The sequence below is a fragment of the Mastigocladopsis repens PCC 10914 genome, from assembly GCF_000315565.1.
Lineage (GTDB): Bacteria > Cyanobacteriota > Cyanobacteriia > Cyanobacteriales > Nostocaceae > Mastigocladopsis > Mastigocladopsis repens.
The window spans coordinates 953,108-978,608 of sequence record NZ_JH992901.1; the positions used below are offsets into that span (position 1 = coordinate 953,108).

20 protein-coding genes and 2 pseudogenes are annotated in these 25,501 nt (G+C 44.1%); 14 read left to right on the forward strand and 8 right to left on the reverse strand.

What is annotated here, in order from left to right:
- Positions 1 to 21 precede the first annotated feature (21 nt).
- Positions 22 to 1,980, reverse strand: a complete 1,959-nt coding sequence (locus MAS10914_RS0106555) for a serine/threonine-protein kinase (protein WP_017315111.1) — start codon at positions 1,978 to 1,980, stop codon at positions 22 to 24.
- Between the two features lie 126 nt (positions 1,981 to 2,106).
- Positions 2,107 to 2,373, reverse strand: a pseudogene (locus MAS10914_RS35375) (Uma2 family endonuclease); the annotation flags it as partial.
- A 194-nt stretch (positions 2,374 to 2,567) separates the two neighbouring features.
- Between MAS10914_RS35375 and MAS10914_RS0106565 the strand changes: the two are divergent.
- The 6 genes from MAS10914_RS0106565 (at position 2,568) to minE (ending at position 8,550) form a co-directional block, all read left to right on the forward strand.
- Complete coding sequence (locus MAS10914_RS0106565; RefSeq protein WP_017315113.1) at positions 2,568 to 4,046, forward strand: GTP-binding protein; 1,479 nt, start codon at positions 2,568 to 2,570, stop codon at positions 4,044 to 4,046.
- A gap of 44 nt (positions 4,047 to 4,090) precedes the next feature.
- The gene (locus MAS10914_RS0106570; protein WP_017315114.1) at positions 4,091 to 4,753 is read left to right on the forward strand and encodes a hypothetical protein; all 663 of its coding nucleotides are present in this window, start codon (positions 4,091 to 4,093) and stop codon (positions 4,751 to 4,753) included.
- Between the two features lie 58 nt (positions 4,754 to 4,811).
- Entirely contained in the window at positions 4,812 to 6,197 is a 1,386-nt protein-coding gene (locus MAS10914_RS0106575) for a four-carbon acid sugar kinase family protein (protein WP_017315115.1), read from the forward strand.
- An 87-nt stretch (positions 6,198 to 6,284) separates the two neighbouring features.
- Positions 6,285 to 7,352, forward strand: a complete 1,068-nt coding sequence (minC, locus tag MAS10914_RS0106580) for a septum site-determining protein MinC (RefSeq protein WP_017315116.1) — start codon at positions 6,285 to 6,287, stop codon at positions 7,350 to 7,352.
- A gap of 52 nt (positions 7,353 to 7,404) precedes the next feature.
- Complete coding sequence (minD, locus tag MAS10914_RS0106585) at positions 7,405 to 8,211, forward strand: septum site-determining protein MinD (protein ID WP_017315117.1); 807 nt, start codon at positions 7,405 to 7,407, stop codon at positions 8,209 to 8,211.
- A 30-nt stretch (positions 8,212 to 8,241) separates the two neighbouring features.
- A complete protein-coding gene (gene minE, locus MAS10914_RS0106590; RefSeq protein ID WP_017315118.1) occupies positions 8,242 to 8,550 on the forward strand; it encodes a cell division topological specificity factor MinE in 309 nt (102 codons plus the stop codon).
- Positions 8,551 to 8,889: 339 nt separating this feature from the next.
- On the opposite strand, the gene MAS10914_RS0106595 is transcribed toward minE, so the two are convergent.
- Positions 8,890 to 10,227, reverse strand: a complete 1,338-nt coding sequence (locus MAS10914_RS0106595) for a hypothetical protein (protein ID WP_017315119.1) — start codon at positions 10,225 to 10,227, stop codon at positions 8,890 to 8,892.
- A 312-nt stretch (positions 10,228 to 10,539) separates the two neighbouring features.
- Positions 10,540 to 11,580 (reverse strand): polysaccharide pyruvyl transferase CsaB, encoded by a 1,041-nt coding sequence (gene csaB, locus MAS10914_RS0106600; protein WP_026082377.1) that lies wholly within the window; start codon positions 11,578 to 11,580, stop codon positions 10,540 to 10,542.
- Positions 11,581 to 11,599: 19 nt separating this feature from the next.
- On the opposite strand from csaB, the gene MAS10914_RS0106605 reads away from it, so the two are divergent.
- The 6 genes and pseudogenes from MAS10914_RS0106605 (at position 11,600) to MAS10914_RS0106630 (ending at position 15,670) form a co-directional block, all read left to right on the forward strand.
- Positions 11,600 to 11,941: a DUF2499 domain-containing protein gene (locus MAS10914_RS0106605; protein WP_017315121.1), complete on the forward strand. Its 342-nt coding sequence runs from the start codon at positions 11,600 to 11,602 to the stop codon at positions 11,939 to 11,941.
- The gene (locus MAS10914_RS0106610) at positions 11,941 to 12,231 is read left to right on the forward strand and encodes a DUF3593 domain-containing protein (RefSeq protein ID WP_017315122.1); all 291 of its coding nucleotides are present in this window, start codon (positions 11,941 to 11,943) and stop codon (positions 12,229 to 12,231) included. The genes MAS10914_RS0106605 and MAS10914_RS0106610 overlap by 1 nt, the downstream gene beginning before the upstream one ends.
- A 135-nt stretch (positions 12,232 to 12,366) precedes the next feature.
- The gene (gene hisA, locus MAS10914_RS0106615; RefSeq protein ID WP_017315123.1) at positions 12,367 to 13,140 is read left to right on the forward strand and encodes a 1-(5-phosphoribosyl)-5-[(5-phosphoribosylamino)methylideneamino]imidazole-4-carboxamide isomerase; all 774 of its coding nucleotides are present in this window, start codon (positions 12,367 to 12,369) and stop codon (positions 13,138 to 13,140) included.
- 603 nt (positions 13,141 to 13,743) lie between these two features.
- Positions 13,744 to 14,250 carry a hypothetical protein gene (locus tag MAS10914_RS35380; RefSeq protein ID WP_017315124.1) on the forward strand — a complete coding sequence of 169 codons (507 nt, stop codon included), beginning with the start codon at positions 13,744 to 13,746 and terminating at the stop codon, positions 14,248 to 14,250.
- A pseudogene (locus tag MAS10914_RS35385) lies at positions 14,187 to 15,197 on the forward strand (SagB/ThcOx family dehydrogenase); the annotation flags it as partial. The gene MAS10914_RS35380 and the pseudogene MAS10914_RS35385, both read left to right, overlap by 64 nt.
- Positions 15,198 to 15,298: 101 nt before the next feature.
- A complete protein-coding gene (locus tag MAS10914_RS0106630; RefSeq protein ID WP_017315126.1) occupies positions 15,299 to 15,670 on the forward strand; it encodes a hypothetical protein in 372 nt (123 codons plus the stop codon).
- A 222-nt stretch (positions 15,671 to 15,892) separates the two neighbouring features.
- Here MAS10914_RS0106630 and MAS10914_RS0106635 read toward each other — a convergent pair whose 3' ends face one another.
- Positions 15,893 to 16,369, reverse strand: a complete 477-nt coding sequence (locus MAS10914_RS0106635) for a hydrogenase maturation protease (protein WP_017315127.1) — start codon at positions 16,367 to 16,369, stop codon at positions 15,893 to 15,895.
- Positions 16,370 to 16,438: 69 nt separating this feature from the next.
- Between MAS10914_RS0106635 and MAS10914_RS0106640 the strand changes: the two genes are divergently transcribed.
- The gene (locus tag MAS10914_RS0106640; RefSeq protein ID WP_017315128.1) at positions 16,439 to 17,224 is read left to right on the forward strand and encodes a DUF3598 family protein; all 786 of its coding nucleotides are present in this window, start codon (positions 16,439 to 16,441) and stop codon (positions 17,222 to 17,224) included.
- Positions 17,225 to 17,428: 204 nt separating this feature from the next.
- Here MAS10914_RS0106640 and MAS10914_RS0106645 read toward each other — a convergent pair whose 3' ends face one another.
- Both MAS10914_RS0106645 and MAS10914_RS0106650 read right to left on the reverse strand, forming a co-directional pair.
- The gene (locus MAS10914_RS0106645) at positions 17,429 to 18,349 is read right to left on the reverse strand and encodes an IS5/IS1182 family transposase (RefSeq protein WP_017314084.1); all 921 of its coding nucleotides are present in this window, start codon (positions 18,347 to 18,349) and stop codon (positions 17,429 to 17,431) included.
- A 202-nt stretch (positions 18,350 to 18,551) separates the two neighbouring features.
- Positions 18,552 to 22,631: an nSTAND1 domain-containing NTPase gene (locus MAS10914_RS0106650; RefSeq protein ID WP_017315129.1), complete on the reverse strand. Its 4,080-nt coding sequence runs from the start codon at positions 22,629 to 22,631 to the stop codon at positions 18,552 to 18,554.
- A 618-nt stretch (positions 22,632 to 23,249) separates the two neighbouring features.
- On the opposite strand from MAS10914_RS0106650, the gene MAS10914_RS0106660 reads away from it, so the two are divergent.
- Positions 23,250 to 23,738 carry an SH3 domain-containing protein gene (locus tag MAS10914_RS0106660; protein ID WP_017315131.1) on the forward strand — a complete coding sequence of 163 codons (489 nt, stop codon included), beginning with the start codon at positions 23,250 to 23,252 and terminating at the stop codon, positions 23,736 to 23,738.
- Between the two features lie 55 nt (positions 23,739 to 23,793).
- Here MAS10914_RS0106660 and MAS10914_RS0106665 read toward each other — a convergent pair whose 3' ends face one another.
- The gene (locus MAS10914_RS0106665) at positions 23,794 to 25,389 is read right to left on the reverse strand and encodes a nickel-dependent hydrogenase large subunit (protein WP_017315132.1); all 1,596 of its coding nucleotides are present in this window, start codon (positions 25,387 to 25,389) and stop codon (positions 23,794 to 23,796) included.
- Positions 25,390 to 25,501 lie beyond the last annotated feature (112 nt).

Genomic DNA, 25,501 nt, shown 5'->3' on the forward strand with positions numbered 1-25,501 from the left:
TCGTCTCCCTGATAACAGGGGTTAAGGAGCCTCCCAAATCTTGATAGTCTTGTCGTTACTACCACTCACCAAAGTCTTGCCATCTGGACTGAAAGCGACGGCAAAAACCTTACCTAAATGCCCTTTGAAGCTGCTTATTTCCTGTCCCGTACTCAGGTTCCAGATTTTAACTGTGTTGTCATCGCTACCAGTAGCAATTTTTTCACCATCAGGGCTAAAGGCAACAGCGTTCACATCGGCTGAATGCCCTTTAAAGGTGCGTAATTCCTTTCCTGTGTTCAGGTTCCACAGTTTGACACTCCAGTCATCGCTGGTGCTCACAAACAACTGCCCATCTGGGCTAATGGCAAGGGCATTAACGTCGCCTGAATGCCCGTTTAGGGTGCGTAATTCCTTTCCTGTGTTCAGGTTCCATACTTTGATAGTTCTGTCTGCACTGGCACTAGCAAGTTTTTGACCATCCGGACTGATAGCGACAGACAAAATATGCCCTGTATGCCCTTCAAGAGTGAGGATTTCCTGTCCCGTTTTCAGATTCCAGACTTTGATAGTGTTATCATAACTCCCACTAGCAATTTTCTGACCATCTAGGCTGATGGCAACGGAATTAATAAAACTGGAATGCCCTGCAAGGGTATGGATTTCTTGTCCTGTGTTTGGATTCCAGACTTTGATTGTCTTATCCTGACTGCCACTGACAAGAGTTTGACCATCCGGGCTGATGGCAACAGAATAAACAATGCCTTTATGCCCGTGTAGGGTGCGGATTCCCTTTTTGTTCTTCAAATTCCAAAGTTTGATAGTCTTGTCATCACTGCTACTGGCAAGGGTTGTACCTTGAGGGTTGAAGGCGAGGGAATTAATATCGCCTAAATGCCCAGTTAAGCCTGGGGTGTGCCCTAAGTTTTGCCAATAGGCATACCCGCCTAACCCCAGCAACAGGATAACGCCCCCCGCTAGTAGTTTATGTTGTAACTCGATTGTCGGTTGCAGAACAGTGTTTGGAAAAACTGATTGTCTCAGGCTGATCCTTGACGGCGGCTGCGTTAAAGAAAAATCGCGTGGAATTGGGGCAGGTTGTGGTTGTTGATGCAAATCTTGTAGGACTTCATCCGCTGACTGGTAACGATGCTCGACATCTTTTTGCAACAGTTTGTCTAGCACCTGCACCAATTGTGCAGATAAGGGAGACTTGAGGTATTGCTGCCAATGCATCACCCAAGCATAGCCCTGTTCCACGTAAAGCCCAAATGGCTGAATCCCCGTCAATAGATGAAAGCAAGTCACACCCAAACTAAACAAGTCACTCGCTGGATATGCACAACCATATTTCATTTGTTCGATTGGTGCATACCCATAGGAACCAATGGTTGTACCAGTGTGTTCCAGAGAACTTGCTGTTAACTGTTTGGCAATTCCGAAATCAATCAGCACTAAATCTTCCCTAGCATCTTGGGAGGAGCGACGGATAATATTTTCGGGTTTAATATCGCGGTGAATAACTTGATGTTCGTGGATAAACTTGAGAACAGGTAATAGTTCAGCTAACAGTTCCCAAATCTTTTCCTCACTGAAAACTCCCTGCTGTTTCAACTCCTGTCGTAAGGTTTGCCCGTGTATGAACTGCTGCACCAGATACAAGTAGTTATCATGCCTAAAGTAGGCATACAAAGTCGGGATTTGCGGATGTTCCCCTAGCTGTTGCAGACGCCGCGCTTCTTCTTGAAACAATTCGGTTGCTTTTTGCAGGGCGCTGGTTCCTTGGACTTGCGGTGCGAGCTGTTTGACGACACAATGTTCATTCAGCTTGTCTTCATCTTCTGCCAAAAAAGTTCTGCCAAATCCTCCGCCACCCAATGGTTGGCTAATGCGATAGCGGCTTCGCAGGAGGGAAATCAGTTGTATGCCGCAACTTTGGCAGACATCTGTTCCATTAGAATTTAAGGGCTTCTCGCAACTGGGATTGAGGCAGTAGATCATAGTTAGGCGTTATCAGCCGTTGTCATCTACTATAATCCCTTCAAATTTGCGATCGCCCATTTGTTAAGTTTTGCTATCAAATGCTTAGTCAAACTCTGGTGCCCACAAATCGGAAATTTGCACTTCTCAGCCAGAAAGCAAATCAGGAACCGTCAAAACATCCCCATCGCGAAGTATCACCGCTTCTTGTCCAGAGTAGTAAACCTCAATACTCCGGTCATCTGGGTTGATCAGAATTCCTACCCTGGTTCCCAGAGCAAGAAACTCTTGAATTTTTGCCCTCAGTTCCTCTAAATCATCAGATGGGGACTTCACCTCAACCGTCAAATCAGGAGCCAACTCAGCATACGATTTAGGACTGCGACGTAAGCGTTCTGCTCGTACAAATGAAGCATCAGGCGATCTTCAGAAGGCAGAAGGCAGAAGGGAAGAAAAAAGTTTTAAAACTTTATTGTTAGCCATTAGTTATTTCTCCACATCTGCCTAGCTCCCAATCTAATTCTAAAAATCACTAGGATGGTAACGTGGTCTATTAAAATTCGTCATTTAATAATTTAGTAATTTAGAATTCAAAATCCGAAATTGGTATGACTTCAACCTTGCCCTTGCCCGACCCACATCACAGCGAACCCAACACTGATGAAAATTCTCTTAATTGGGAGGAACAACTCGATAGTGCCATTTTCACGTTTGAAGACATTGAGGCAGAACTCAACTATAAACAGGCACGAACAGCACTGCAAAATTTGGTAGCGAATCTTGACCTCACTCCCCAGGAAAAAGACGGATTGGAGATGGAAATCGCCGATCTGGAAACGATGCTGGGCAAGTTAGAACGTATGGTGGTGCAGATAGCCGCTTTTGGTATGGTGGGACGGGGCAAATCATCTCTACTCAATGCTTTGGTGGGGCAACCAGTGTTTGAAACGGGTCCTTTGCATGGTGTCACCCGCAATGCTCAAACAGCAAGTTGGAGTATTACTGAAGAAGCCATTGGGGAAGAACGTGCTTTGCGAGTCACTCTACCCGGTACAGGTCAATCTCAAGTGGAATTGATAGACACCCCAGGGTTAGACGAAGTTGATGGTGAAACCCGCGCCGTATTGGCACAACAGGTGGCAAAACAGGCGGATCTGATTTTGTTTGTGATTGCTGGTGACATGACGAAAGTTGAACACGACGCCCTTGCCCAATTACGGGAAGCAGGTAAACCCATCTTGCTAGTGTTTAACAAAGTAGACCAGTATCCTGAAGCAGACCGCATGGCGATTTACCAAAAAATCCGGGATGAGAGGGTACGGGAATTGCTTTCACCAGATGAAATTGTCATGGCAGCCGCATCGCCATTGGTAAGGTCAATGGTTCATCGCCCGGATGGTACCAAGGGTGTGCAGGTGCGTACAGGATCTGCCCAAGTTGAGGAACTTAAGCTGAAAATCTTGGAAATTTTGCACCGCGAGGGTAAAGCCTTGGTCGCCCTCAACACTATGCTGTACGCTGATAATGTCAATGAGCAATTGGTGCAGCGAAAACTGAAGATTCGAGATACAAGTGCCAATCAGTTAATTTGGAAGGCGGTGATGACCAAGGCAATGGCGATCGCTCTCAATCCTGTCACTGTAGTCGATATTCTCAGTGGTGTGGTCATAGATATCGTCCTTATCCTAGGTTTATCGAAACTTTATGGCATTCCCATGACCGAAACTGGAGCCGTAAAATTGTTACAAAAAATCGCCCTTAGTATGGGTGGGATCAGTGCTAGTGAACTGTTGGCAAACTTGGGCTTGAGTTCGCTCAAAACATTACTTGGTCTATCTGCACCAGCCACTGGGGGCGCTTCCTTGGGTGCTTATCTGTCGGTAGCACTGACTCAAGCTGGTGTCGCAGGCGTTTCTTCCTATGGCATTGGCTATGTAACCAAAGCGTATTTAGCCAATGGGGCAACTTGGGGACCGGAAGGTCCTAAAGCTGTCATTAGTAAAATTTTGGCAACCCTTGATGAAGGTTCAATTCTCAATCGTATTAAGGATGAATTGCGGGCAAAATTGCGTAAAGGGGACTCATAAAATAGCATACATACGCAAGCCTTTCAACATAGGAGTATGCATCTGTGCAGCCAGATTTATTGAGCCTGGAAATTTCTAAGGGAGAACTCAGACGCTTGATTGGGTTAGCTCCAAATGATGTCTTCCGACCTTCTATTATGAAAAATCACCAGAAGCGATTGGGTTTTTTTCTCAATGAAATGGTTGTGGCGCTCATGCTGACTCCAATCATTGTCGGGGTTATTTATGCGTTTATGATTCTGCCGACAATTGGTTCCTCAATTCTTTTAGGAATCATCCTACTCATTTTAGTGCCAATTGCTATCATAGTTGGGCGCTGGACTTGGCGGCGTTTGACCTGTCCCAAAACACTCACAATACTTCTAGATGAAGTCGATCAATATCATGCGGTTATCAAAGCGATAGATATTCATGACCAACTGGCAACATCTGGGAACTCAGAAAGTAGTATAAGTGATAGAGAAAAAGTTGTTGCTGCTTTGCAACTGATTAGAGAAGATTTAGTTCGCGCTTTGAAAACAGAACGAATTTTAAGAGATAATAAAAAGTTACTTAGTAATAATCAAGAGTTAGTTGTCAATAATTTAACAAATCTGCAAGCCTTGCAACTTAGCGCTCAAGCAGGCGAGTATGCTCAACTCCTAAATCAATCATTGCAGATTGCCCTTGATGTACAAGCCGAGATCAGAAAATTGCAGAAAGTCTGAGCAAAGGTTTTCTCCAATCTGAACTTTCCAACACAACAGTCGTCCCGTTAACTCAAAGATGACCAACAAACCAAAAATAATTGTCTTAGATGATGACCCTACGGGTTCTCAAACAGTCCACAGTTGTTTGTTACTCATGCGTTGGGATGTAGACACCTTATGCTTGGGGTTGCAAGATGATTCACCAATTTTCTTTGTGCTGACAAATACAAGGTCTCTTCCCCCAGAAAAAGCAGCATCTATTACCAGAGAAGTCTGTCATAACCTGAAACAGGCGATATCTAGAGTAGAGGGAGATGAGGGAGTAAAATCAGCCTCATCTTCCTCAGATCTACTACAAGCAGGTAAAAACGGGGGGTTTCTGATTGTCAGTCGTTCTGATTCGACTTTACGGGGACATTATCCAATTGAAACCGATGTCATTGCCGAAGAACTCGGTCCATTTGATGCTCATTTTCTTGTCCCAGCGTTTTTTGAAGGCGGACGTATTACCCGCGACAGTGTCCATTATTTGATGATGGACGGTGTACCCACTCCCGTGCATCAAACCGAGTTTGCCCGTGATTCGGTCTTTGGCTATCATCACAGCTACTTACCCAGGTATGTAGAAGAAAAAACTCAAGGGCGTATCAGTGCTGAGTCGGTAGAAAGATTTTTATTGGCGGATATTCGCGCTGGGAGTCTGGAACGTCTGATAAAACTTAGTAGAAACCAGTGCGCTGTCGTGGATGGTGAAACTCAAGCGGATCTTAACCACTTTGCACAAGACGTGCTTGCAGCAGCAAGTCAAGGGAAACGCTTCTTGTTTCGTAGTGCTGCCAGTATCTTAACGGCTTTAGCAGGGTTACCTCCCCAACCCATTGCCCCAGAAAACATGGCACAGTATGTGCGAGGAGGTAAACCAGGTGCAGTGATTGTTGGTTCCCATGTGAAAAAGACAACTCAGCAGTTAGAAGTGCTGTTGCAACAAGAGGGAACACAGGGAGTTGAAGTGGATGTATCACGTTTAGTTGATGATGTAGGCAATGAATCTGCTACACTGCTAACCGAGGTTCTACAGGATGTCCAAGCGGCACATGATGCTCTTAAAACACCTGTCGTTTACACCAGCCGAAAGGAACTCACTTTTAACGATGTCAAGACAAGATTGCAGTTTGGGGCAAAGGTATCAGGCTTATTAATGGATATCGTGCGGAGTTTACCCTCTGATATAGGATTCTTAATCAGTAAGGGTGGCATTACTTCAAACGATGTCTTGAGTAACGGTTTAGCTTTACCTTATGCGCGTTTACTTGGTCAAATTTTAGCTGGTTGTTCAATGGTGACAACTTCATCAGACCATCCCCTGTTTCCTAATTTACCAGTGGTGCTATTTCCAGGAAATGTGGGTGATGCTGATGCCTTGGCAATAACTTATAAAAGATTAAGTAGAAATACAGGGTAAGGATTCTTAATCTTTAAGAACGCTGTTGCAAATTGCAACTAATCTACTATAGATGATTGCTGGATTGCGTATTTTGGCAAGTGTTATATGACTTCTGATTCTACTATCCCTGATTTAGAGTCAAAAAAAGCCTTTTCTGATGTGGAGGAAATCTCTGCCCTTTCTGATATAGAGTCAATTTCAGAAGCAGAGTCAAATCCTATCCTCTCTGAAGCAGAGGTAAATTCTTTCCTGCTTTACTTACAGTCAAATTCATCCCGTCCCGATGCCGAATTAGATTCATCCCATCCGGATATCGAGTCACACCCTGTAGTTGCCGATATAGAGTCAAATCGTCTCCTTCCTGATATAGAGTCAAATCTAGCCCTTTTGGATGTAGAATTCACGGAATCGCCGTCAATAGAAAGTACGGTAAATCATAATATCCAAGTCCAAATTAAAAGTCAGGAAGGAAAACTTTTGTTGATTTTGCCAACCGAATCCGAAGTGCCAGCTTCGGAACTCAGTTGGACTGATATTTGGCATCAGATGAAGCTGCGGCTTTTAGCGTGCGATCGCTCTTTTTCACCCAATACACCCGTGCATCTGGTGGCGAAAGACCGCTTGTTGGATGGCAGACAGCTTCAAGAACTCGCCGAAACTTTGAATCAATTTCAAATTCACCTAAAATCGGTTTCTACCAGTCGTCGCCAAACTGCCATTGCCGCCGTTACATCTGGCTATTCCGTAGAACAACTACAGCAACAAACAACGCTTCGCACTGAGTCAAAACCTGATAAACCCCCCCTTGTAGAACCTCTCTATCTAGACAAGACGCTGCGTTCTGGAGAGGAAATTCGCCACCCTGGTCATGTTATTCTCTTAGGGGATTTAAATCCTGGTGGTATCGTAGTTGCAGATGGAGATATTCTAGTTTGGGGTCGTCTACGTGGAATTGCTCATGCAGGTGCCCTTGGAAATCGTGATTGTCTGATTATGGCTTTGCAAATGGAACCAACCCAATTACGAATTGCAGATGCTGTAGCTAGGGCACCGGAGAAGTCCCCGATGCAGTTCTACCCTGAGGTGGCATATGTTGCGCCGCAAGGAATTCGCATCACTAGGGTGAGTGATTTCTCCAAAATCCTATTAAGCAGGATGAAACAACAAACATAAAACTTTTTTATTGTTGTATATTTTTTAATCACTAATCGAGCTCGTTTTTATCATGACTCGCATTATTGTTATTACCTCCGGCAAAGGAGGGGTGGGTAAAACCACGATTACGGCAAATCTGGGCATGGCTTTAGCCAAAATGGGGCGTCAAGTTGCTTTGGTTGATGCGGATTTTGGTTTGAGAAATTTGGATTTGCTGCTAGGGTTAGAGAACCGCATTGTCTACACTGCGGTTGAAGTCCTAGCTAGAGAGTGTCGCTTAGAACAAGCTTTGGTGAAGGACAAGCGGCAACCCAATCTAGTCCTGTTACCTGCAGCCCAAAATCGCACCAAAGATGCGGTCACTCCTGACCAGATGAAGTTATTGGTGAATGCACTGGCGCAGAAGTATCAGTATGTTTTGGTTGATAGCCCAGCGGGAATTGAAATGGGGTTTAAAAACGCCACTGCCCCAGCAAAAGAAGCCCTCATTGTCACAACTCCAGAAATTGCCTCAGTCCGTGATGCGGATCGCGTAGTTGGCTTACTAGAAGCACAAGGTATTAAGCGTATTCATCTAATTATTAACCGTATCAGACCCGCAATGGTACGGGCAAATGATATGATGTCAGTTCATGATGTACAGGAACTTCTCGCAATTCCCTTGATTGGGGTTATCCCTGACGATGAGCGCGTTATTGTCTCGACCAATCGCGGAGAACCTTTAGTGTTAGCGGAAAATCCTTCTTTAGCTGCTACAGCTTTTGATAACATTGCCCGTAGATTGGAAGGGGAAACGGTCGATTTTCTTGAGATAGACTCATCTGGCGACAACATCTTCACCCGTTTGCGAAGGTTGTTGTGGACAAAAATTATTTAACCATCACCCGTCTGAACCAACCGATGTGCAATGATTCTCGAAATTTTGGAACGAATTTTTTCTCGCAGTGCTGACAACAGTCGCACTCAAGTTAAACGTCGCCTGCAACTTGTAATTGCTCACGACCGAGCTGACTTAAGCCCTAAGATGGTGGAAAAGATGCGGCAAGAAATTTTGGAAATTGTCTGTCGTTATGTGGAAGTTGAGACAGAAGGCTTAGAGTTCACTCTAGAAAGCAATCAACGGACGTCAGCGTTAATTGCCAATTTGCCCATCCGTCGAGTCAAAGAAACTCAAGAAGATACGCCAGAGTTAGACAGTAGCGATAAGTCTGAGTAGTTTTACGGTTTTTCTTTTGTCAGAAGTGTCATGACTAAATGAATAATCGTTTATAATAAAAAAAACTTCCACTATAGCTACCAGCTACAAAGGGGTGATCTTTGGGATTAAGTCCGTTTAATTGCCCACACTAGAGCAGTTATATTTGGATGTACTAAAATCCTTTATCTTGTGGGATGGGCGTTTCGCCCTTCATAGGGCACTTTTTCAGCCTCACCCCACAATTTGTACTCGGCTGTAAGAAATGCGAATAAGAGGCGCTAGAAGACCTCTGGGAATTTGTAGAGGTTCTAGTGTGTTTATGTTACTCCTGATTATGACCAATTAGACAGAAGTTGCCTACCTGTAAGCAACTTGTGGTCCTGCCCAAAGCTCTTTAACCCTTTGACCATAGACAACGGGATGATCTGCATTTGTGGCAGTGACAGTCTTGCCATCATAAGCAACTGTTACCATGGGCCATTCTTCTTCGCCCAATTCGCCAGCACGGAACAGCACCTGGTTAGGTTGAGTTTTACTCCAACCCAATAATACAGCAATCTCATGCTTGTGTTCTTCTTGTGAAGGAGTAACACTGTGCGAGCGATTTTGTTGGCGCTCCCAAATGACTGCATGATCTGTGACATCGGAAGTGTTCATTGCCCCTTCAAACTTGCGTGCTAAAAAGCGATCGCCCTTCTGTGACCAGCTTACAGGAACTAATACCGCCATCGTTCCTTGTGCCTCAGTATTTGGCGAAGAGATCTGAGCCTTTAACAGAGGATCGTTAATCGGAGCAGTTGAGCTGACTACGCGCAAGTTCCTAGTTTGCCTATCTTCTACAAACAGAACGCTATTGACGCGGCTGTTGTACATTTGTGGTTTGACTTCTAGTTGTACGCGGCTGTACATAGCATATCTACCGTCTGGAGAAATGACAGGCACGCTGCGGTAGTAACGCACTCCAGAAACACCTTTGGAACCTATCACCTCTTGAGTCGTCTGTATCCATCTCCAGGGTATAGGATGAGGGCTTCCTACGGGGTCTTGCTGTGCTGCTTGAGCCTCTTGGGGTGGTTGTTCCACGACAGGCACTGCTGTGGACTTTTGTTGTGATTCTTTGAGAAGGTCGATATTAACTGCTTCCAATGTTTGAGTGCCAAGCACTTCCCTTGAGACGGAGGCATTGTTCATTGCCAAGGCTTGAACTTTAGAGGCTTTTAATCGTTGCACTAAATCATCTTGACTAGCCGCCACCTGTTTTGACGCCGAGTCAGATTCTGTCATCGGTGGCGCTAGCTCAACCGCTGCCAATGAATCACTGTCAGGTATTTGGACTGACGCAGAATCATCTTCTACAGTCCAAGCCTCACCGTCTATTTGTATTTGCGGTTGGGAAACTACAGCTACAGACATTGGTATAGAGTCAGATTTTTCTGTAGAGGAATTTATTTGAGATGCTTTTGATACTGCAATGAAATCAGCTTCATTCACAGTAGCCGTTTCTTTTGAAACAAAATCAGATAATACAGACTCAAATTCTGTTGTTACGGAAGAGATTTCATCTGCTTGTGTTTGTTTTGCCGAAGTTGTGTGCTCTGATGCCGCTACTAACGGCGCAATCAGCATCACAAAAACAGAGTATTTCAGGAATGGTTGCACGCGGAACCATCCAGACAGCATAAGGTGTTTAAGCATTTGTTGACTCTTTAGAGGGCGATTGCTGTGCGAGGAGCATTGCTTATGCAGGCGTGGGGCAAGTTATCTTTATATGTATAACAAGGAACTCCTAGTTTTAACGAGAGAATATACTTAACTTTCGCATACTTTTACAAACTTGAGTATCCTTTACTACGCATTGTAACTACAGGATTTTTAGGAGAAGATGCCAGTATGCTATAAATGCCGCCCAACCAAGGAGTGACTTCGTGACAGAAAAGTTTGCAGCTAAGAACAACCGATGAACTTAGCTCACCCCTACTACCCGGATATACTTGCCCTATGACCCGTCTATTCAGTTAAGGCTTCCCTCAACACCTCGCGGTGCATTAATGCTCTATCCACCAAAGACTGAATTCTTTCTGTTGACAGTGGATCCCCATTGGCATAATGCTCTATCCATGTTTTCCCAATCAAATTAGGGTCATCTGGCAAAGTTGCCAAATCCCACCCTGGCATATCTACATCTTCCATCAACCGATTCACCTTAGGGTCATAACTGAGAGCAAAGCAGCGACACCCTTCACTTGCTGCCATAATTAAACTGTGCAGGCGCATCCCAATTGCCATTTCCACACCGCGAAACACACCTTTCAAAAGTTGCGGTTCTTCTAAACATATAATCTGGCTGACATCTTTAAGTTGCGGTTGAATTGCCTGGGCTATGGCTAAATCTTCACTTTTTTGAAAAGGCAGCAGTAAGATAAAAGTTTGTGTAGCTTTTTGAAAATCAATCAGTGCGCGAGTCAGGTTAGCAAGGCGAGTTTGGGTTAACTGGGGTGAGGAACGTAAAGTCACCGCAACTCGGGGAGCAGGTAAATCCCAAAGTCCAGGAACTGGTTTACCTTCCAAAGCCCAAACGGGATCGGGAGCCAAGATAAAAGGAATTTGCCAATCAGTGAGCATTGCCGCAGAAGCGCGATCGCGCACACTCACTTTGGTACAATCACCAAATGTTTGCCGCGCTAACCAACGAGTCACAGGACGCTTCAGTGGACCAATTCCCTGCGCCCAAGCAACGGTTTTCAAACCCATTTTTTGGGCTAATGCCATGATTCCCCCATAATAAAATGGGCTAATCGCACTCGTTGTATCTTGAATTAAACTCCCGCCACCCCAAACAAAAGCATCACAGGAGCGTAAAGCTTGCAGTACGGTTAAAGGTGTCATGCGCTCATGTGCTTCCACACCATAGCGACTGCTGGTTTCCTCAGGATTGCCTGAGAGAACCACAGGCGTTACTGATGGTGGTAGCATCTGTAGAAGCGTTGCTAATAAAGCTTCGTCCCCACCGTTTCCCTTGCCGTAATACCCTGACAACAACACCCGCATTCCCATAAAAAATCCTCTTATGCACGCTCTTTCTATTCCTACTTGGATTATTCATATATCTAGCGTTATTGAGTGGATTGCCGCCATCTGGTTAATCTGGAAATACGGTGAAGTGACAGCTAACCATGCCTGGTGGGCATTGTCCTTTGCTATGTTACCTGCTTTGGTCAGCGCCATGTGTGCTTGCACTTGGCATTATTTTGACAATCCGGAATCTCTAGAATGGATGGTAACACTGCAAGCTGCCATGACGTTAGTCGGTAATTTTACGCTTTGGGCAGCTGCGGTGTTGATTTGGCGTTCCACCAATGCCAAAACTGCTAGCAGTCCTGTGTCCACCAAACCTATGAATTTGGAGTGATGATTTCAAAAGAAACCCTGTTTGCCCTTTCCTTGTTTCCCTACTTGGGTTTCTTGTGGTTTATCAGCCGCAGTACGCAAATGCCCCGTTTGGCGCTGTATGGTTTTTACGGCACTCTCGTCTTTGTTGCCGTTACCATCCCAGCGGGAATTTATGCCCAAGTGCATTATGGCAAGTCTCTAGCAAATGTCGATTGGCTACACGGAGGCGCAGAATTTTTTTTGACGCTTTCTAATATTTTGATTGTACTGGGTTTCGGGCAAGCGGTGATTTCCAAAAGCCAGGAGTAGGAATTGATAGTTGATGGTTGATAGTTGGTAGTTAGTAGTTGGTAGTTGATGGTTGTCAGTTATTCATTACCACTAACTACTACCCACTAACCACTACTCACTACCCATAAAAAAATTAGTTTTTCAAGGAATGTTATGGAAGTTATTCCGGCGATAGATTTACTAGAAGGTCGCTGCGTGCGACTTTATCAGGGAGATTATCAAAAATCGCAAGTTTTTAACGATAACCCAGTTGAAGTGGCTCAACAGTGGGTGGAACAGGGCGCCACTAGATTACACGTAGTTGATTTGGATGGGGCGAAAACAGGTAAATTAGTCAACCGGGCGGCAATTGAAGCAATAGCTCAAGAGGTGTCGGTACCTATTCAAGTTGGTGGAGGGTTGCGCGATCGCTCCAATGTGCAACAATTACTCAATATAGGCGTAGAGCGTATCATTTTAGGAACCATAGCCGTAGAACAACCCGAGATGGTACAACAACTCTGTCAAGAATTTCCCGGACAGGTTGTTATTGGTATTGATGCTCGTAATGGACTAGTGGCGACTCGCGGTTGGCAAGAAACTTCACAAGTGTTAGCAACCCAACTGGCTGTACAAATGCAAGAATTGGGAGCAGCCGCCATTATCTACACAGATATCCATCGTGATGGTACCCTTTCAGGACCGAATATAGAAGCTTTGCGATCGCTTGCGGCTACAATTTCCATTCCTATTATTGCGTCTGGTGGTGTGAGTTCTGTCACCGATTTGTTAAGTTTACTGGCGTTAGAACCACAAGGCGTAACTGGCGTCATTGTTGGTCGTGCGCTGTACACTGGAGATGTTTCTCTTAGAGAAGCAGTGCGTGCGGTTGGTCAAGGACGTATCCAGGATATTCCGCCCAATATAGATTTTTCAGCGTTTGCCTAATATCAGCTGTCCTCCAGTTTAGAGACGCGCCATGTCGCGTCTCTTGTTGTAGCTGATTATTTTTTGACATTTTCCGGATTGGTCATTTACCATTGTGTATCACAAGTTGTAAGCATCTTAATATATGACTCGTCAAAGACCTCCTAACAGAGGTAGACCACGCAGAATAAACCCTGGTGCTACCAGGTTCAAAAACTTTAATAACAATAACAAAGGATTCTTGATTAGAGTAAAACGTTTACTAAAAACCCTTTTTATTAAAATTTTTAATTTTTAATTTTTGATTTAAGTTTTCTATTTTTAGTTTTTACAATTAATGGGTTTCCTCTCTGATAGAGACGCTTGATTTCTGCGTCTCTATTTTCTTTTTTTTGTTAAATAAAGTATTTTCGCATTCTCGTTCTGGAATGAGCCATTTCTAGGGTGTAGATAATTTTGTACTTAATTCAAAGGATTTAAAATATGACTACTAACAACCAGACTCCACAACCAAAAGATAGACCAAAAAAGACTGAACCTGGTGTCGTTAATTCAGAAAAGAAAAAGCCCACACCCTAAAAGAAATACTGTGACGCTTTTGCCAATCTGAAAAATATCTGATGAATGACAATTTTTGCTTATCAACAAAAGCCCCTTAGACTAAAACTTTGGGGCTTTTATCAAGAAAGACGTGGGAATGTACCAGACAAGGAGACACGCAAAGAAATATTTTCATTTTCCCATATGGCATTTTTATCGTTTAAAAATCACGTCATTACACATTGCCGATACGGACTCACTGGTGTCATTTTAGCAGTGTTCGCAGTGGCTCTCTTCACCTCGCTTTCTTACCTATCGGTGATGCTCGAACCAAATTACAGCGGTTTGCAATTGGGTGAGGTACACAAAGAAATAATGAACCACAGATGGACGAGCCAGCGCCTTGCACAGAGAAGTTGCAAGGAGGGTTTCCCTCCGGGCAAACTTCGGGGGGTTCCCCCCGTTGTGGCGACTGGCGTACAGATGGACACAGATAAATTAGTACTTCGTTCAGATGAGAAGCGCTGTATGTCGATGCATTTACTCAATCATCACTGTTTAAAGTGTATTCAAAGTTTTATAGGAGATTGAAATTAAATGTCGATAATCCTATTGATTAATTTACCTGGCTAACTAGCGCTATTTCTGTTGAAAGAAATTATCAAGATAATCCATAGAAGCTGAGAGTGAATTCATCAGCTGGCGCTCTCTATCCTACTGAAGTTTATGTACAAATTCGAGGAGGAGAGGCAATAGTAGATGGTAGCTATCATCTAGAAGTTGCAAATCATTGTCTAACACTGATTTACGAATTGATTGATGATGGTTTGGAGAGTTATATATTAGCGAATAATCGTATCATTGGATTCATTTTTTTAGTGAGTTCCGTTTATTATAGGTCTAGTTGGAAATATAAAGAAAGGAGTGTGAGGTATTGCTTTTTAGATAGCGGACATCATCTAGGTGCTATTGCAGCCTCAACTTATCTACACAATAGAGACATACAATTAATTTTTGATTTTGATAAACTCGCTCTCAATGCTGATTTAGGTTTTGAGAATAAAGAGTTTATGACTGCTTGTGCCATCTCTGGTGAGTTTCAAGAAAAGAAAGTCAGACGTTTAAGGCTGAAAGTACCTTTTGTCTGTGGAACTGATTATTTTGAAGCTAATCAATTTTTTGAAGATGGTTATAAAGCAATTGCTACGCAGCAGAGTTGTCAGAAGCAACTAGAGTATCCGCAATTTGAATTTGGCAAGGGAAGATTTTACCAAACTGTTTGAAACAGGCGCTCAATTAGGCGGTTTCAAAAAACATCTATCTCCGCAGAAGATTTCTGGAGTATCTGGCAAGAAATAGAAAAACAGATACTAACAGAAAATTGTGAGGAGATAGAAATTTACTCTGTGATTCATCGAGTAGAAGGAATATCGCCTGAATTACATCACCGAAAGCCTCTGGTTAAAGCAGGTGATTTCAATGACAAGGTGGGTTATTTGTGTGTGAATCAAACCCTTGTCAGAGATAGTGCTGTGACTTGATTTTTTGTTGCCAACTACAGCAATTATCAAATAGCAAGAAAGACGTAGTCTACACAATGGTCATTGGAAAATAGTTAGAGCATTCGAGAGATAAGGAGATGAAAAGGAAGTATTTTTTTTACGAAGAGGATTCACGCCCTATTCAACCAACATCAGCAGATATTATCCTGCGACAGCAACTTGAGTATTCTATCAGCAAATACTTCTATGAAGGGTGCGATCGCAATATCCAAGATTTGTTGTCTAATTGTCGGTGGTACGTAACCACCCACGCGAGTGTTTTGACCTTGGTCATTGAATGTCCAGACCAAGTGACGAACTGGCGTGTGTTACAGAAACTTGTGAGGATGGCTGTATTGCTACAGAAAATTGTCAGCAGTGCAAAAATTCGCGTCTGTCCTCCCAAAAGTGAGGGAATACCTTTTGAAATGAGAGTCGATGAACTATCAGTTTACCGCGATTCGGCTTAGAAACTTTGTAGAGATGCGCCATAGCACGTCTCTACAACCTAAACAAAATAGACCTCTTGCAAAAGTCAATTTTATGAAAAAAAACCGCAGATGCACGCAGATAAACGCAGATAAATTATCTGTGTCCATCTGTGTCCATCTGTGGTTTTAAATATCCATTAATCATACTTTTGCAAGAAGTCTAATGATTCCTATCGGGAACGCTGCGCGAACCTCCATATTCTAAAACTGAAAGATATACTGCTTAATAATTCCAGTGATTTCTTCTAAAACCAAGTCAGCAGAATGTTGGACACGAGAACTTAACTCTAGTCCAAAACCAAGATTGTCCGCTTCAATTAAATAAACTGTCACCTCTTGGGGAAAATCTTCTTTAAAGATTTTTCGCCCAGCGGCTAAAGCATTATCCCAGCGAAAATCATGCAAGTTATAACTCGGTTCCGGTAAGGCTTCAAGTTCTTTCCCAGGAACTTTAAAAACAGCGCCTGGTTCAGAACCTGTTGAACTTGCATCAATAATAATTAACTTTTTGCTACCTCTTGCTTGAAACATGACTTCCATCCCTGCGGTACCACAGTCATAAACTCGCACATGAGGATGAGGATGTTGAGCAAGATATTGTTGTAAGCGTTGGGCAATTATTACACCTACAGCGTCGTCACTGCGGTTAAGATTTCCGCAACCAATAATTGTGAACATTTTAGGGCTAATAGCTATAGTTAAACAATGGCGTGTTACACTACCTGAAAATTAAAAAAACTATATTTTATGGATTTAAAAGAGCAAAATTGGAAAAATTTCACTGCTAACCATTTGCGTGACTGGTACGGGATTTGGACAAGATATTCTCCCCAAGGCGAGGTAACAGAATCGTTTCAAAGTCTTAGAAGCTTTCGGGGTAATCCACAGGAAACCGAAATCGTTCAAACTAATCGCTACGCATACGCTGACGGCAGAAGATTGGAACAAAGTTGGGAATATAACCAACTCTCAAATAGCTTACCTGATGGGCTTTTTCATCCACAAAATGAATCGATGAAGGGCGTTTTCTTTGAATCAGGTCATGCTGCTTGGGTTGGAACCAAGTTGAAAACAGGCTCATATTTTGGAGTTGAATTATTTTTTAGATACAACGAATTAAGACATAGTGTAGGCATTGTTTATGACGAACATGGTAGTTTGTCCAGAACGGCAAATATTCGCGAAGATGCGACTGGCTTTCCTAGTCAATACTGGTCAAGTGAAGTCAATCAATTACCGGAACGAAATTTAACCGGTAATTGGCAAGGAACCGCTGTAACTATGACTCCTGATTTAAAGATTTCTGCGCCCATAGCTACTCAGTTACACTGGGACTGGGAAGGACACGAAACTTTCTTTTTACCTGACGGCGTTTCTGTGAGTTGTCCAGCCAAAGTAAGTGTTGGCACTTCCTTTACTATGATAGCAAATTGGCTAGTGACAGCCTCCGAGATGCAACAATTGGTTGTTAAGTATGACGAGTCTGGAGATTTTTCGGCGTTGACGTTGGAACTACTGCACCTTTTGCATTAGACATCTCCGAAAATACTCAAATTGTTTGCCGAAGTGACTTTTAGCGTGCGATTGCCCAAGGGGCACTGCGCTTCGCGCAATCGCCAATTCCAAAAGTGAGCTAGACAACACGTAACAATAAGGGTTTGAGATGTTTCTTATTAAGAAGAGGGCAAAAATAAGTGGCTATGTACAGGAATTGTACTTGAGAATTATTCCGCTCTTTTATGATGAGAAAACTAAGGTTCCAAGTCGGAGTCTTACAAGTCCACAAATAGTCATAATTATTTGTTCATATTTATTAGGATTTAACCGAAACCGTTCTTGGGCTACTCGGAATATTTTCACGACACGAATTAAATGTTCAACAAATATTCGTTCCTTGGCCAATTCTTTATTTCGTTCTTTTTGTTCCGGAGTTAATTCTTGTTTTTTTGGCTTTTTCGTTGGGGTCTTGATTGATTCTTCTCCTGCGTATGCTTTGTCACCATGAAACCTCTGATTGGGGTCAAATCCTTTTTGATGTTCTCGAAATAAATTGATGTCACTTTTTGTTCCTGGTTTTCCTGCTACTACATCAATAATATCTTTCCCCTCAGGTAAAACGATAATTTGATTTTTCATAGTATGGTTTTTCTTTTTGCCAGAGTAATATTCTTTTTGCTCTTCATATTCCCCAGGCCGCTCTCTTGGCTGTTCATAGCTATCTACTATTAGCTCAAACTCGGTTAAAATTTCTTGAACAACTTGGTAGTCACTTGAGTTTTTTTTTACCTGCTCAAGTAGGCTTGGTGGTAATAATTCTCCTAGAATTGGAAACCAATAATTGAATGTATCGTTTGCAGTTGTCTCACTTACCCCAAATTGGATGCCCAGCAATTGAAATGTTGTTAAATGTCTGAGATATGTCAAAGTTAAAATTATTTGCTCTTCCAACGACAGTTTAGGTCTGCGACCTCCTCCACCCGCAATAATTCTTACCTTTTTAGACTCAGATGATACTTGTTTTTGGTTATGCACCTCTCTCGCTTGTTCTAAAAGTTGCTCTAATTGCTCATACTTGAGACCAATTAAACGCTGTGCATCTAGAGGATGATGTTGAATATGCTCAAATAGAGAACCCACAATAGTTTGGTAAAAATACATTTGTATATGATTTTACCAGGAATTATTTATTTTCCGGAGATGTCTATTAAAGTTTTGATTTTGCCCAACAGACGAGGCATCTTTACAGCGGTTTTCAAATCAATGAACCACATCTGCACTCATTTCAATCCCTGTAGAGACGCTTCAAACAGCGCGTCTCTACAAGGGTTATGGTCAACGCACAATTAATTTCTGGAGATGTCTACTGATTTGGTACGCGTTCATCGCACATCTTGCCAATTTCAGTATCGGCATCATCGGGATTAGTTTTGAAATACTCACCCATGAACGCGCACCCTTCCCTGAGTAAATTATCATAATCCCATCTCCACAGTCTCACCGTGTTGTCATAACTTGCCGTTGCCAGCATTTTTCCATTAGGGCTAAAGCTGACGCCATAAACCGTGTCTGTATACCCACTCAGGGTTTTAATTTCTTTACCTTTGGGAGTATCCCACAGTTTCACCGTCTTGTCAGCACTTGCAGATGCCAGGATTTTGCCATCCAGGCTGAAGCTCGTGCCATAAACCTGGTCTGTATGCTCACTCAGGGTTTTAATTACTTGACCTTTGGCAGTATCCCACAGTTTCACCGTCTGGTCACGACTTGCAGATGCCAGGATTTTGCCATTTGGGCTGAAGCTCGTGTCATTAACCCAGTTTGTATGCCCACTCAGGGTTTTAATTACTTGACCTGTGTCAGAATCCCACAGTTTTACCGTCTGGTCACGACTTGCAGATGCCAGGGTTTTGCCATCCGGGCTGAAGCTCGTGTCATTAACCCAGTTTGTATGCCCACTCAGGGTTTTAATTACTTGACCTGTGTCAGAATCCCACAGTTTCACCGTCTGGTCACGACTTGCAGATGCCAGGATTTTGCCATCCGGGCTGAAGCTGACGCGATTAACCGCGTCTGTATGCCCACTTAGGGTTTTAATTACTTGACCTGTGTCAGAATCCCACAGTTTCACCGTGTTGTTATAACTTGCCGTTGCCAGGATTTTGCCATCCGGGCTGAAGCTGACGTTAAAAACCTCGTTTGTATGCCCAAGGTTTTTAATTACTTGACTTGTGGAGGAATTCCACAGTTTCACCGTCTTGTCAAAACTAGCCGATGCCAGGATTTTGCCATCTGGGCTGAAGCTGACGCCCCTAACCTCGTTTGTATGCCCACTCAGGGTTTTAATTTCTTTACCTGTGGCAGTATCCCACAGTTTCACCGTCTTGTCAAAACTAGCCGTTGCCAGGATTTTGCCATCCGGGCTGAAGCTCGTGCCATTAACCGTTTCTGTATGCCCACTCAGGGTTTGAATTACTTGACCTGTGGCAGTATCCCACAGTTTCACGTTATTGTCAGTACTAGTAGAAGCCAGCATTTTGCCATTCGGGCTGAAACTGACGCCATTAACCGTCTTTTTATGCCTATTCAGGGTTTGAATTACTTGACCTGTGGCAGTATCCCACAGTTTCACCGTCTTGTCAGCACTAGTAGAAGCCAGGATTTTGCCATCCGGGCTGAAACTAACGCCATTAACCACGTCTATATGCCCACTCAGGGTTTTAATTTCTTTACCTGTGGCAGTATCCCACAGTTTCACCATCTTGTCGCGACTTGCAGATGCCAAGATTTTGCCATCCGGGCTGAAGCTCGTGCCACTAACCGCGTCTATATGCCCACTCAGAGTTTGAATTACTTGACCTGTGGCAGTATCCCACAGTTTCACCGTCTTGTCAGCACTAGTAGAAGCCAGGATTTTGCCATCCGGGCTGAAACTGACGCCATTAACCACGTCTATATGCCCACTCAGGGTTTTAATTTCTTTACCTGTGGCAGGATCCCACAGTTTCACCGTCTTGTCACGACTTGCAGATGCCAAGATTTTGCCATCCGGGCTGAAACTGACGCCCCAAACCGAGGCTGTATGCCCACTCAGGGTTTGAATTACTTGACCTGTGGCAGTATCCCACAGTTTCACCGTCTTGTCAGCACTGGCAGAGGCCAGGATTTTGCCATCCGGGCTGAAGGTGACGCCAATAACCGCTTTTGCGTGTCTTCCTAAGGTGTTCGGTGCGGTGACATTGTCAACTGTATTCAGTAATGTCAGTTCTACCTGTGTGCGGGTATCCGCATCTACCAAGGGTGTATGTTGCATTTTCACAACAGCTTTTAAACTTTCTTTTAGGGCTTTTACCCCATCTGAATTCAACAGCACATCTGAAGTAGTCGTAAGAGAAGTAATTTCTCTTATTGCGGCTCTCCACCAGCCCACACCAGCGACGCCTGCTAAAATCAGAGCTACCGCAGAAAAGCTACTGAGTCCAATCATTGTCCTTTGCCTCCGGCGATCGCGTTCCAGTTTCTCCCTATCCCGTTGACTTGCGCTAGCCTGAATAAAGTCTCGCTCCTCCTGCGTCATTTCATCTGAGCGTTTCTGTAACCATTCTTCGGCTACGGTCAAGGATACGCCTCGCAACAATGCTCCTGAGTCATGGTTGTTATTTTGCCACTCTCGGATTGCTACCTTCAGACGTTCTTGCCAAACGCGAAACTGACGGTTAGCATTCATCCACTCTCGTAAAGTGATCCATTCCCGAATCAGCGCTTCATGAACAACTTCTACCGTATCTTCTCCTGAGTTGTCATCGCGTCCCGTCACAACCAAACGGGCTTGGTATCCTGCTAAATAACTCACCAATCCCCAATTCTGGTTCCCAACTTCTGCACGGGTTGCTAGCCGCCGAGTATCCTCTGTTCCCTCGCCCGGACGCACTAATTGCAGAAAAATTCGCTGTGCCTGCTTTTTTTCTCCCTCACCAAGTTGACGATAAATTTGCTCGGCATGATTAGCTAACGCTTTTTTTACACCGCCAATCTCATCATATGCCTGGTGAGTTAACACACGGTTTTGTTGTTTCTCCCAAACTCGGGTGAGAGCAAATTCCAACAGTGGTAAGTTACCAGGTTCAAGCCCCACATCGTCGAGAATTCGTTGAGTCAGTCCATCTTCTAGTTGTACTTCCAGCTTTTGTGCAGGTAGCGCGATCGCCGCTTGTAGTTCCTCCCGACTCATAGAACTGACTAATTGGGGTGTAAACTCCTGCAAGGCATCCCGAAATGGACGGTAGGAGAGGACATAGCCGTAGAAGTCAGCCCGTAAAGTGAAAACCAATGTTAAACTTTTCAGATGGATAGCTTCGAGCAACGTATTAACAAAGCGCTCTTGTTCTTCCTTCACCTGGCAAAGGGTGTAAAGTTCCTCAAATTGGTCTGCGACTAGCAACAGACGTTTGTCAGGATTGCGTTCTGTAATGCGAGAAACTACCTGCTGCAAGGTCACTTTGCCTTGTTGCATATCTGTTGCTAGTCCAGCGGCTTCCCGCAGTTGTCTAATTTCACCCAGTTCTGGTTCTAATTGACTCACCAATGCAGAAGCAAGCTGATAAAACGGTTGGTTTCCAGGACGGAAAGATTCAATCAGCCAACTTCCTTCTGCTCGTAACTGTGGAATCAGTCCTGCATACACTACAGAAGATTTGCCACTCCCAGAAGGACCAATCACTGCTATCAAGGGCTGTTTGTGAACCGCTTGAACTAAGCTATTCACAAACATCTCTCGTCCAAAAAAGAATGCTGCATCTTCTTCCCCAAATGCAGACAATCCTTGGTAGGGGTTGGGAGGAATAACTTCTATTTGGGGTGCTGTGGGGATAATTGACTGTTTTTTTCTCAGTACCGGAATTTGCTGTGCCAAAAAACCGAACATTTGAGAACAGCCAAGCTCATAGGCAAATTCCACCTCTTCCCCTGCTGCGATCGCATCATAAAACGCCACCGCAAAGGCAACAGCTGCTTTATCCCCTACTGTCTGAGTCATGCCAATCACATAATTGACGTGTTGGCTAATTGCCGCAGCTTGCACTTCTGAATAACAAGCGTTCAAAAGGACACAATCGACTCCTTTGGTAGCAAACAGCTTAAACATACTCCCCAGTGGGTCTGCAGAGATTAATGCTGGCTGTCCCGTCTCATCATCTAAAACTATGCCATCTTGCCCAGCACCATGTCCGCAAAAGTGAACAATCTGGGGCTGACAATCTAACATGGCGCGGTAGAAGTCCCTTTGACGCACTGCCCATTTTTGCTCTAGCTTAAACTGCTCTCGTTTGTTAGCGCGTCGTAATCCTTCATCAATTTCCCGTACCTCTTCATCAAGTCGCAGCCTTGAGCTATTTGTCGGATTTGCTGCCAGAATTAAAATGGTTTTGACATGGGTATTACTCATTCTAATAAACGCTTCATCTCCTCCGTAAAAGGATTTTCACTAGAACTGAGCGCATTAATTCAACGTTCCTGTTGTGCGTTTTCTTTATATTTATGAGTCGATTTTGTATATGCCTCAAAGTTTTCAATAGCTCCTTTTTTATCCCTAGTTAGCGCCCTACCAATACCCCACCTATCGCGAATATTTCCATTTTCAAGCTCCAGCACCCTCCTTTAATTAAGTGCAAGAAAAATCAACTTATGCACGAGTAAGATAGAAATGAGAAATTCTTGCTCGCTCTGACTATAGCGGTTCTCATTTGAATCACATACACCACCATGAATAATGTAGAGACGTAGCATGCTACGTCTCTACAGCCGTGTATTAAACCTCTTACAAAAGTCGATTTTCTGAAAAAAAACCACAGATGGACGAGGCAGTGCGTTGCGGGGGGAACCCCAACGCCAGCCACCTGCGACGGGAAACCCGTTTAAGGCCTACGGGCACGCTGCGCGAACAGTGCTGGCTCCGCAAGGCGCTGGCTCGTGCATCTGCGGTTCTAATAATCTCAGTGTGCGTGTTCTCCAAAACACACTACCATTTAATTGGTGCTGAAAAATCCAACAAGGAGATGTGTCGATGGCTTACCTGTTGAAAGTCACATACTCAGACGGAACGAATTTCAAACAGAGTCTCAAGCAAGCAAATGAGCTAGGACTTTGTGAAAAGTATAATCTTAGCAGTGGGAAGTCATTTAGAGTTAGGGATAGAGCAGAGGCAGACACAGACCACTACAGAGTGACTTTGTTTGAGAAACTGGGAAATCCTGGATGTCCTCAATTCGACACCTGGTATGTCTTTAAAACGCACGTAGATATCCAACCAGAAACTTCTGGTGCTGTTGTAGAAGCCGTGGTCATCAATGCTTCGACTGGTTTAAATGTTCGGGAAAGTCCCGACACAAGTGCGCGTGTACTCGGTTCGATTCCCAATGGGTCAAGAATCTCCGTGTATGGTGAAGGCAGAGATAATGACGGGTTGCGTTGGATTCAGGTGAAATCCAACCAATGGGTTTCTTCTGATGGTTGGGTCGCCACTGATTATCTAAAGATTTTATCTGTCCGTTGAGGCGAATGTGATAAGGTGGTGCGTTAGGCGATCGCTTAACGCACCCAACGCAATATTAAGCAGTACGAAAACGCGCCAACTCCTCACCTGTCTTCGCATCATGGGCGTGAACAGTGCAAACTAGACAAGAGTCAAACGATCGCGCTACATGACCGACCTCCACTGGGTCTGTCGAGTCGAAAATCGGTGTCCCAACTAAAGCTTCCTCAATGGGTCCGCGTATTCCTTCAGCGTCACGGGGTCCGATATTCCAAGTACTAGGAGCCATAATCTGGTAATTTTTAATTTTACCGCCCTCAATCTCCAGCCAGTGACACAGGGAACCCCTTGAGGCTTCTGTTGCACCCCAACCACGTCCATCTTTTTCTTTGGGTTTGATATACCAGGGGTCATTCAGGCGGAACTCGCGTAAGCAGCGTTCTGCTTGGCGATATAGCTTGACAATTTCGTGAACTCGTGCTAGCTGCCGCAGATGGATACTGGCACCACCCATTTGCCTGAAGGCATCTAGGATAAACCCGTCGAAGTGCTGCCAAGATTCTCCATGTTTACCACCCGCCACTAACTGACGTGCGAGTGGTCCTGCTTCCAAGCGTCCGAGTTCTTTGTGACGCACTGCTGTTGACCAAGAATATGCGCCCTGGAAGTCTTTGGCATTGTTCTGGGCTGGTTTGGTCGTGCGATCATAGGGGTGAATGTCCTCTGTCAGTTCCTCATACCACGAGTGAGTTGTATTTTCCCGGACAAAAGCCTGATCCATGAGGGTGTGGGTGTCGGTGAAACTGTCGTACACTCCACTCTTCATAATCAGGGCAGAATTTCGCCCTTCTATCGTTGGCTTCTGGTATTTTGCCTCATGAGGTAAATATCCCCAACTGACATATCTACCCACACCAGCACCATATTTATGTAGACCAATATCTAAACCCATGCGCCAATAGAAACCTAAATCAGAATTGGCATGGCTTGGGCTTTCATCCAACCAGACCATAAAGTCTTCATAGGTCTTGATTTCTTCGTAGCGTTCCAAAGAACAACCTAACCACACTGGTTCTAACCAATTGGTGCGGAAATATTCCAGAATTGACCAAGCGCGAGTCACGTCTGTTAAGGTAGGCGAACACATCACGCCACCAGGAACCATATAACTAGAATGGGGCCATTGACCGCCGAAGAGGGCGTAAATTTCTACAGGTTTGGCAGAAATTGTGATGCCAAGTTCGTAAGACTTACCAGTAAATGCTGCAAAGCGTCTGCAAGCTTCTGGATAAAAATGGCTGTAGCGATACTTTTTATTGGTCAAATCAATTGCAAATAAACCGTAAAAGTAGCGGGGTATGCTTTGGATTGTTTCAACAATTTGACCTAAATTTCTTGCCAAAATCGCATTGCGCGGGACTTCTGTTCCCCAAGCAGTATCTAATGCCCAAGCTGCACTGGTGAGGTGGGAAGCGCCGCAAATACCGCACACACGAGGTGTGACAATTAATCCTGCTTGGGGGTCTTTACCGCGTAGGATAACTTCAAATCCTCGGAAGAGTTCGGCATGTGTCCAAGCGTTGACGACTTGCCCATCTTCTATTTCCACTCGCACATCTAAATCGCCTTCTACTCTCCCCAGTGGCGATATGTCTAATGTTTGAATTCCCATTTTGTCTTGTCCTTTGCTACTAATAGATTTCCTGCAAAAATCCGGTTTAAGAGTATTTGGAACCGCAGATGGACGCAGATGGACGCAGATAAATTATCTGTGTGTATCTGTG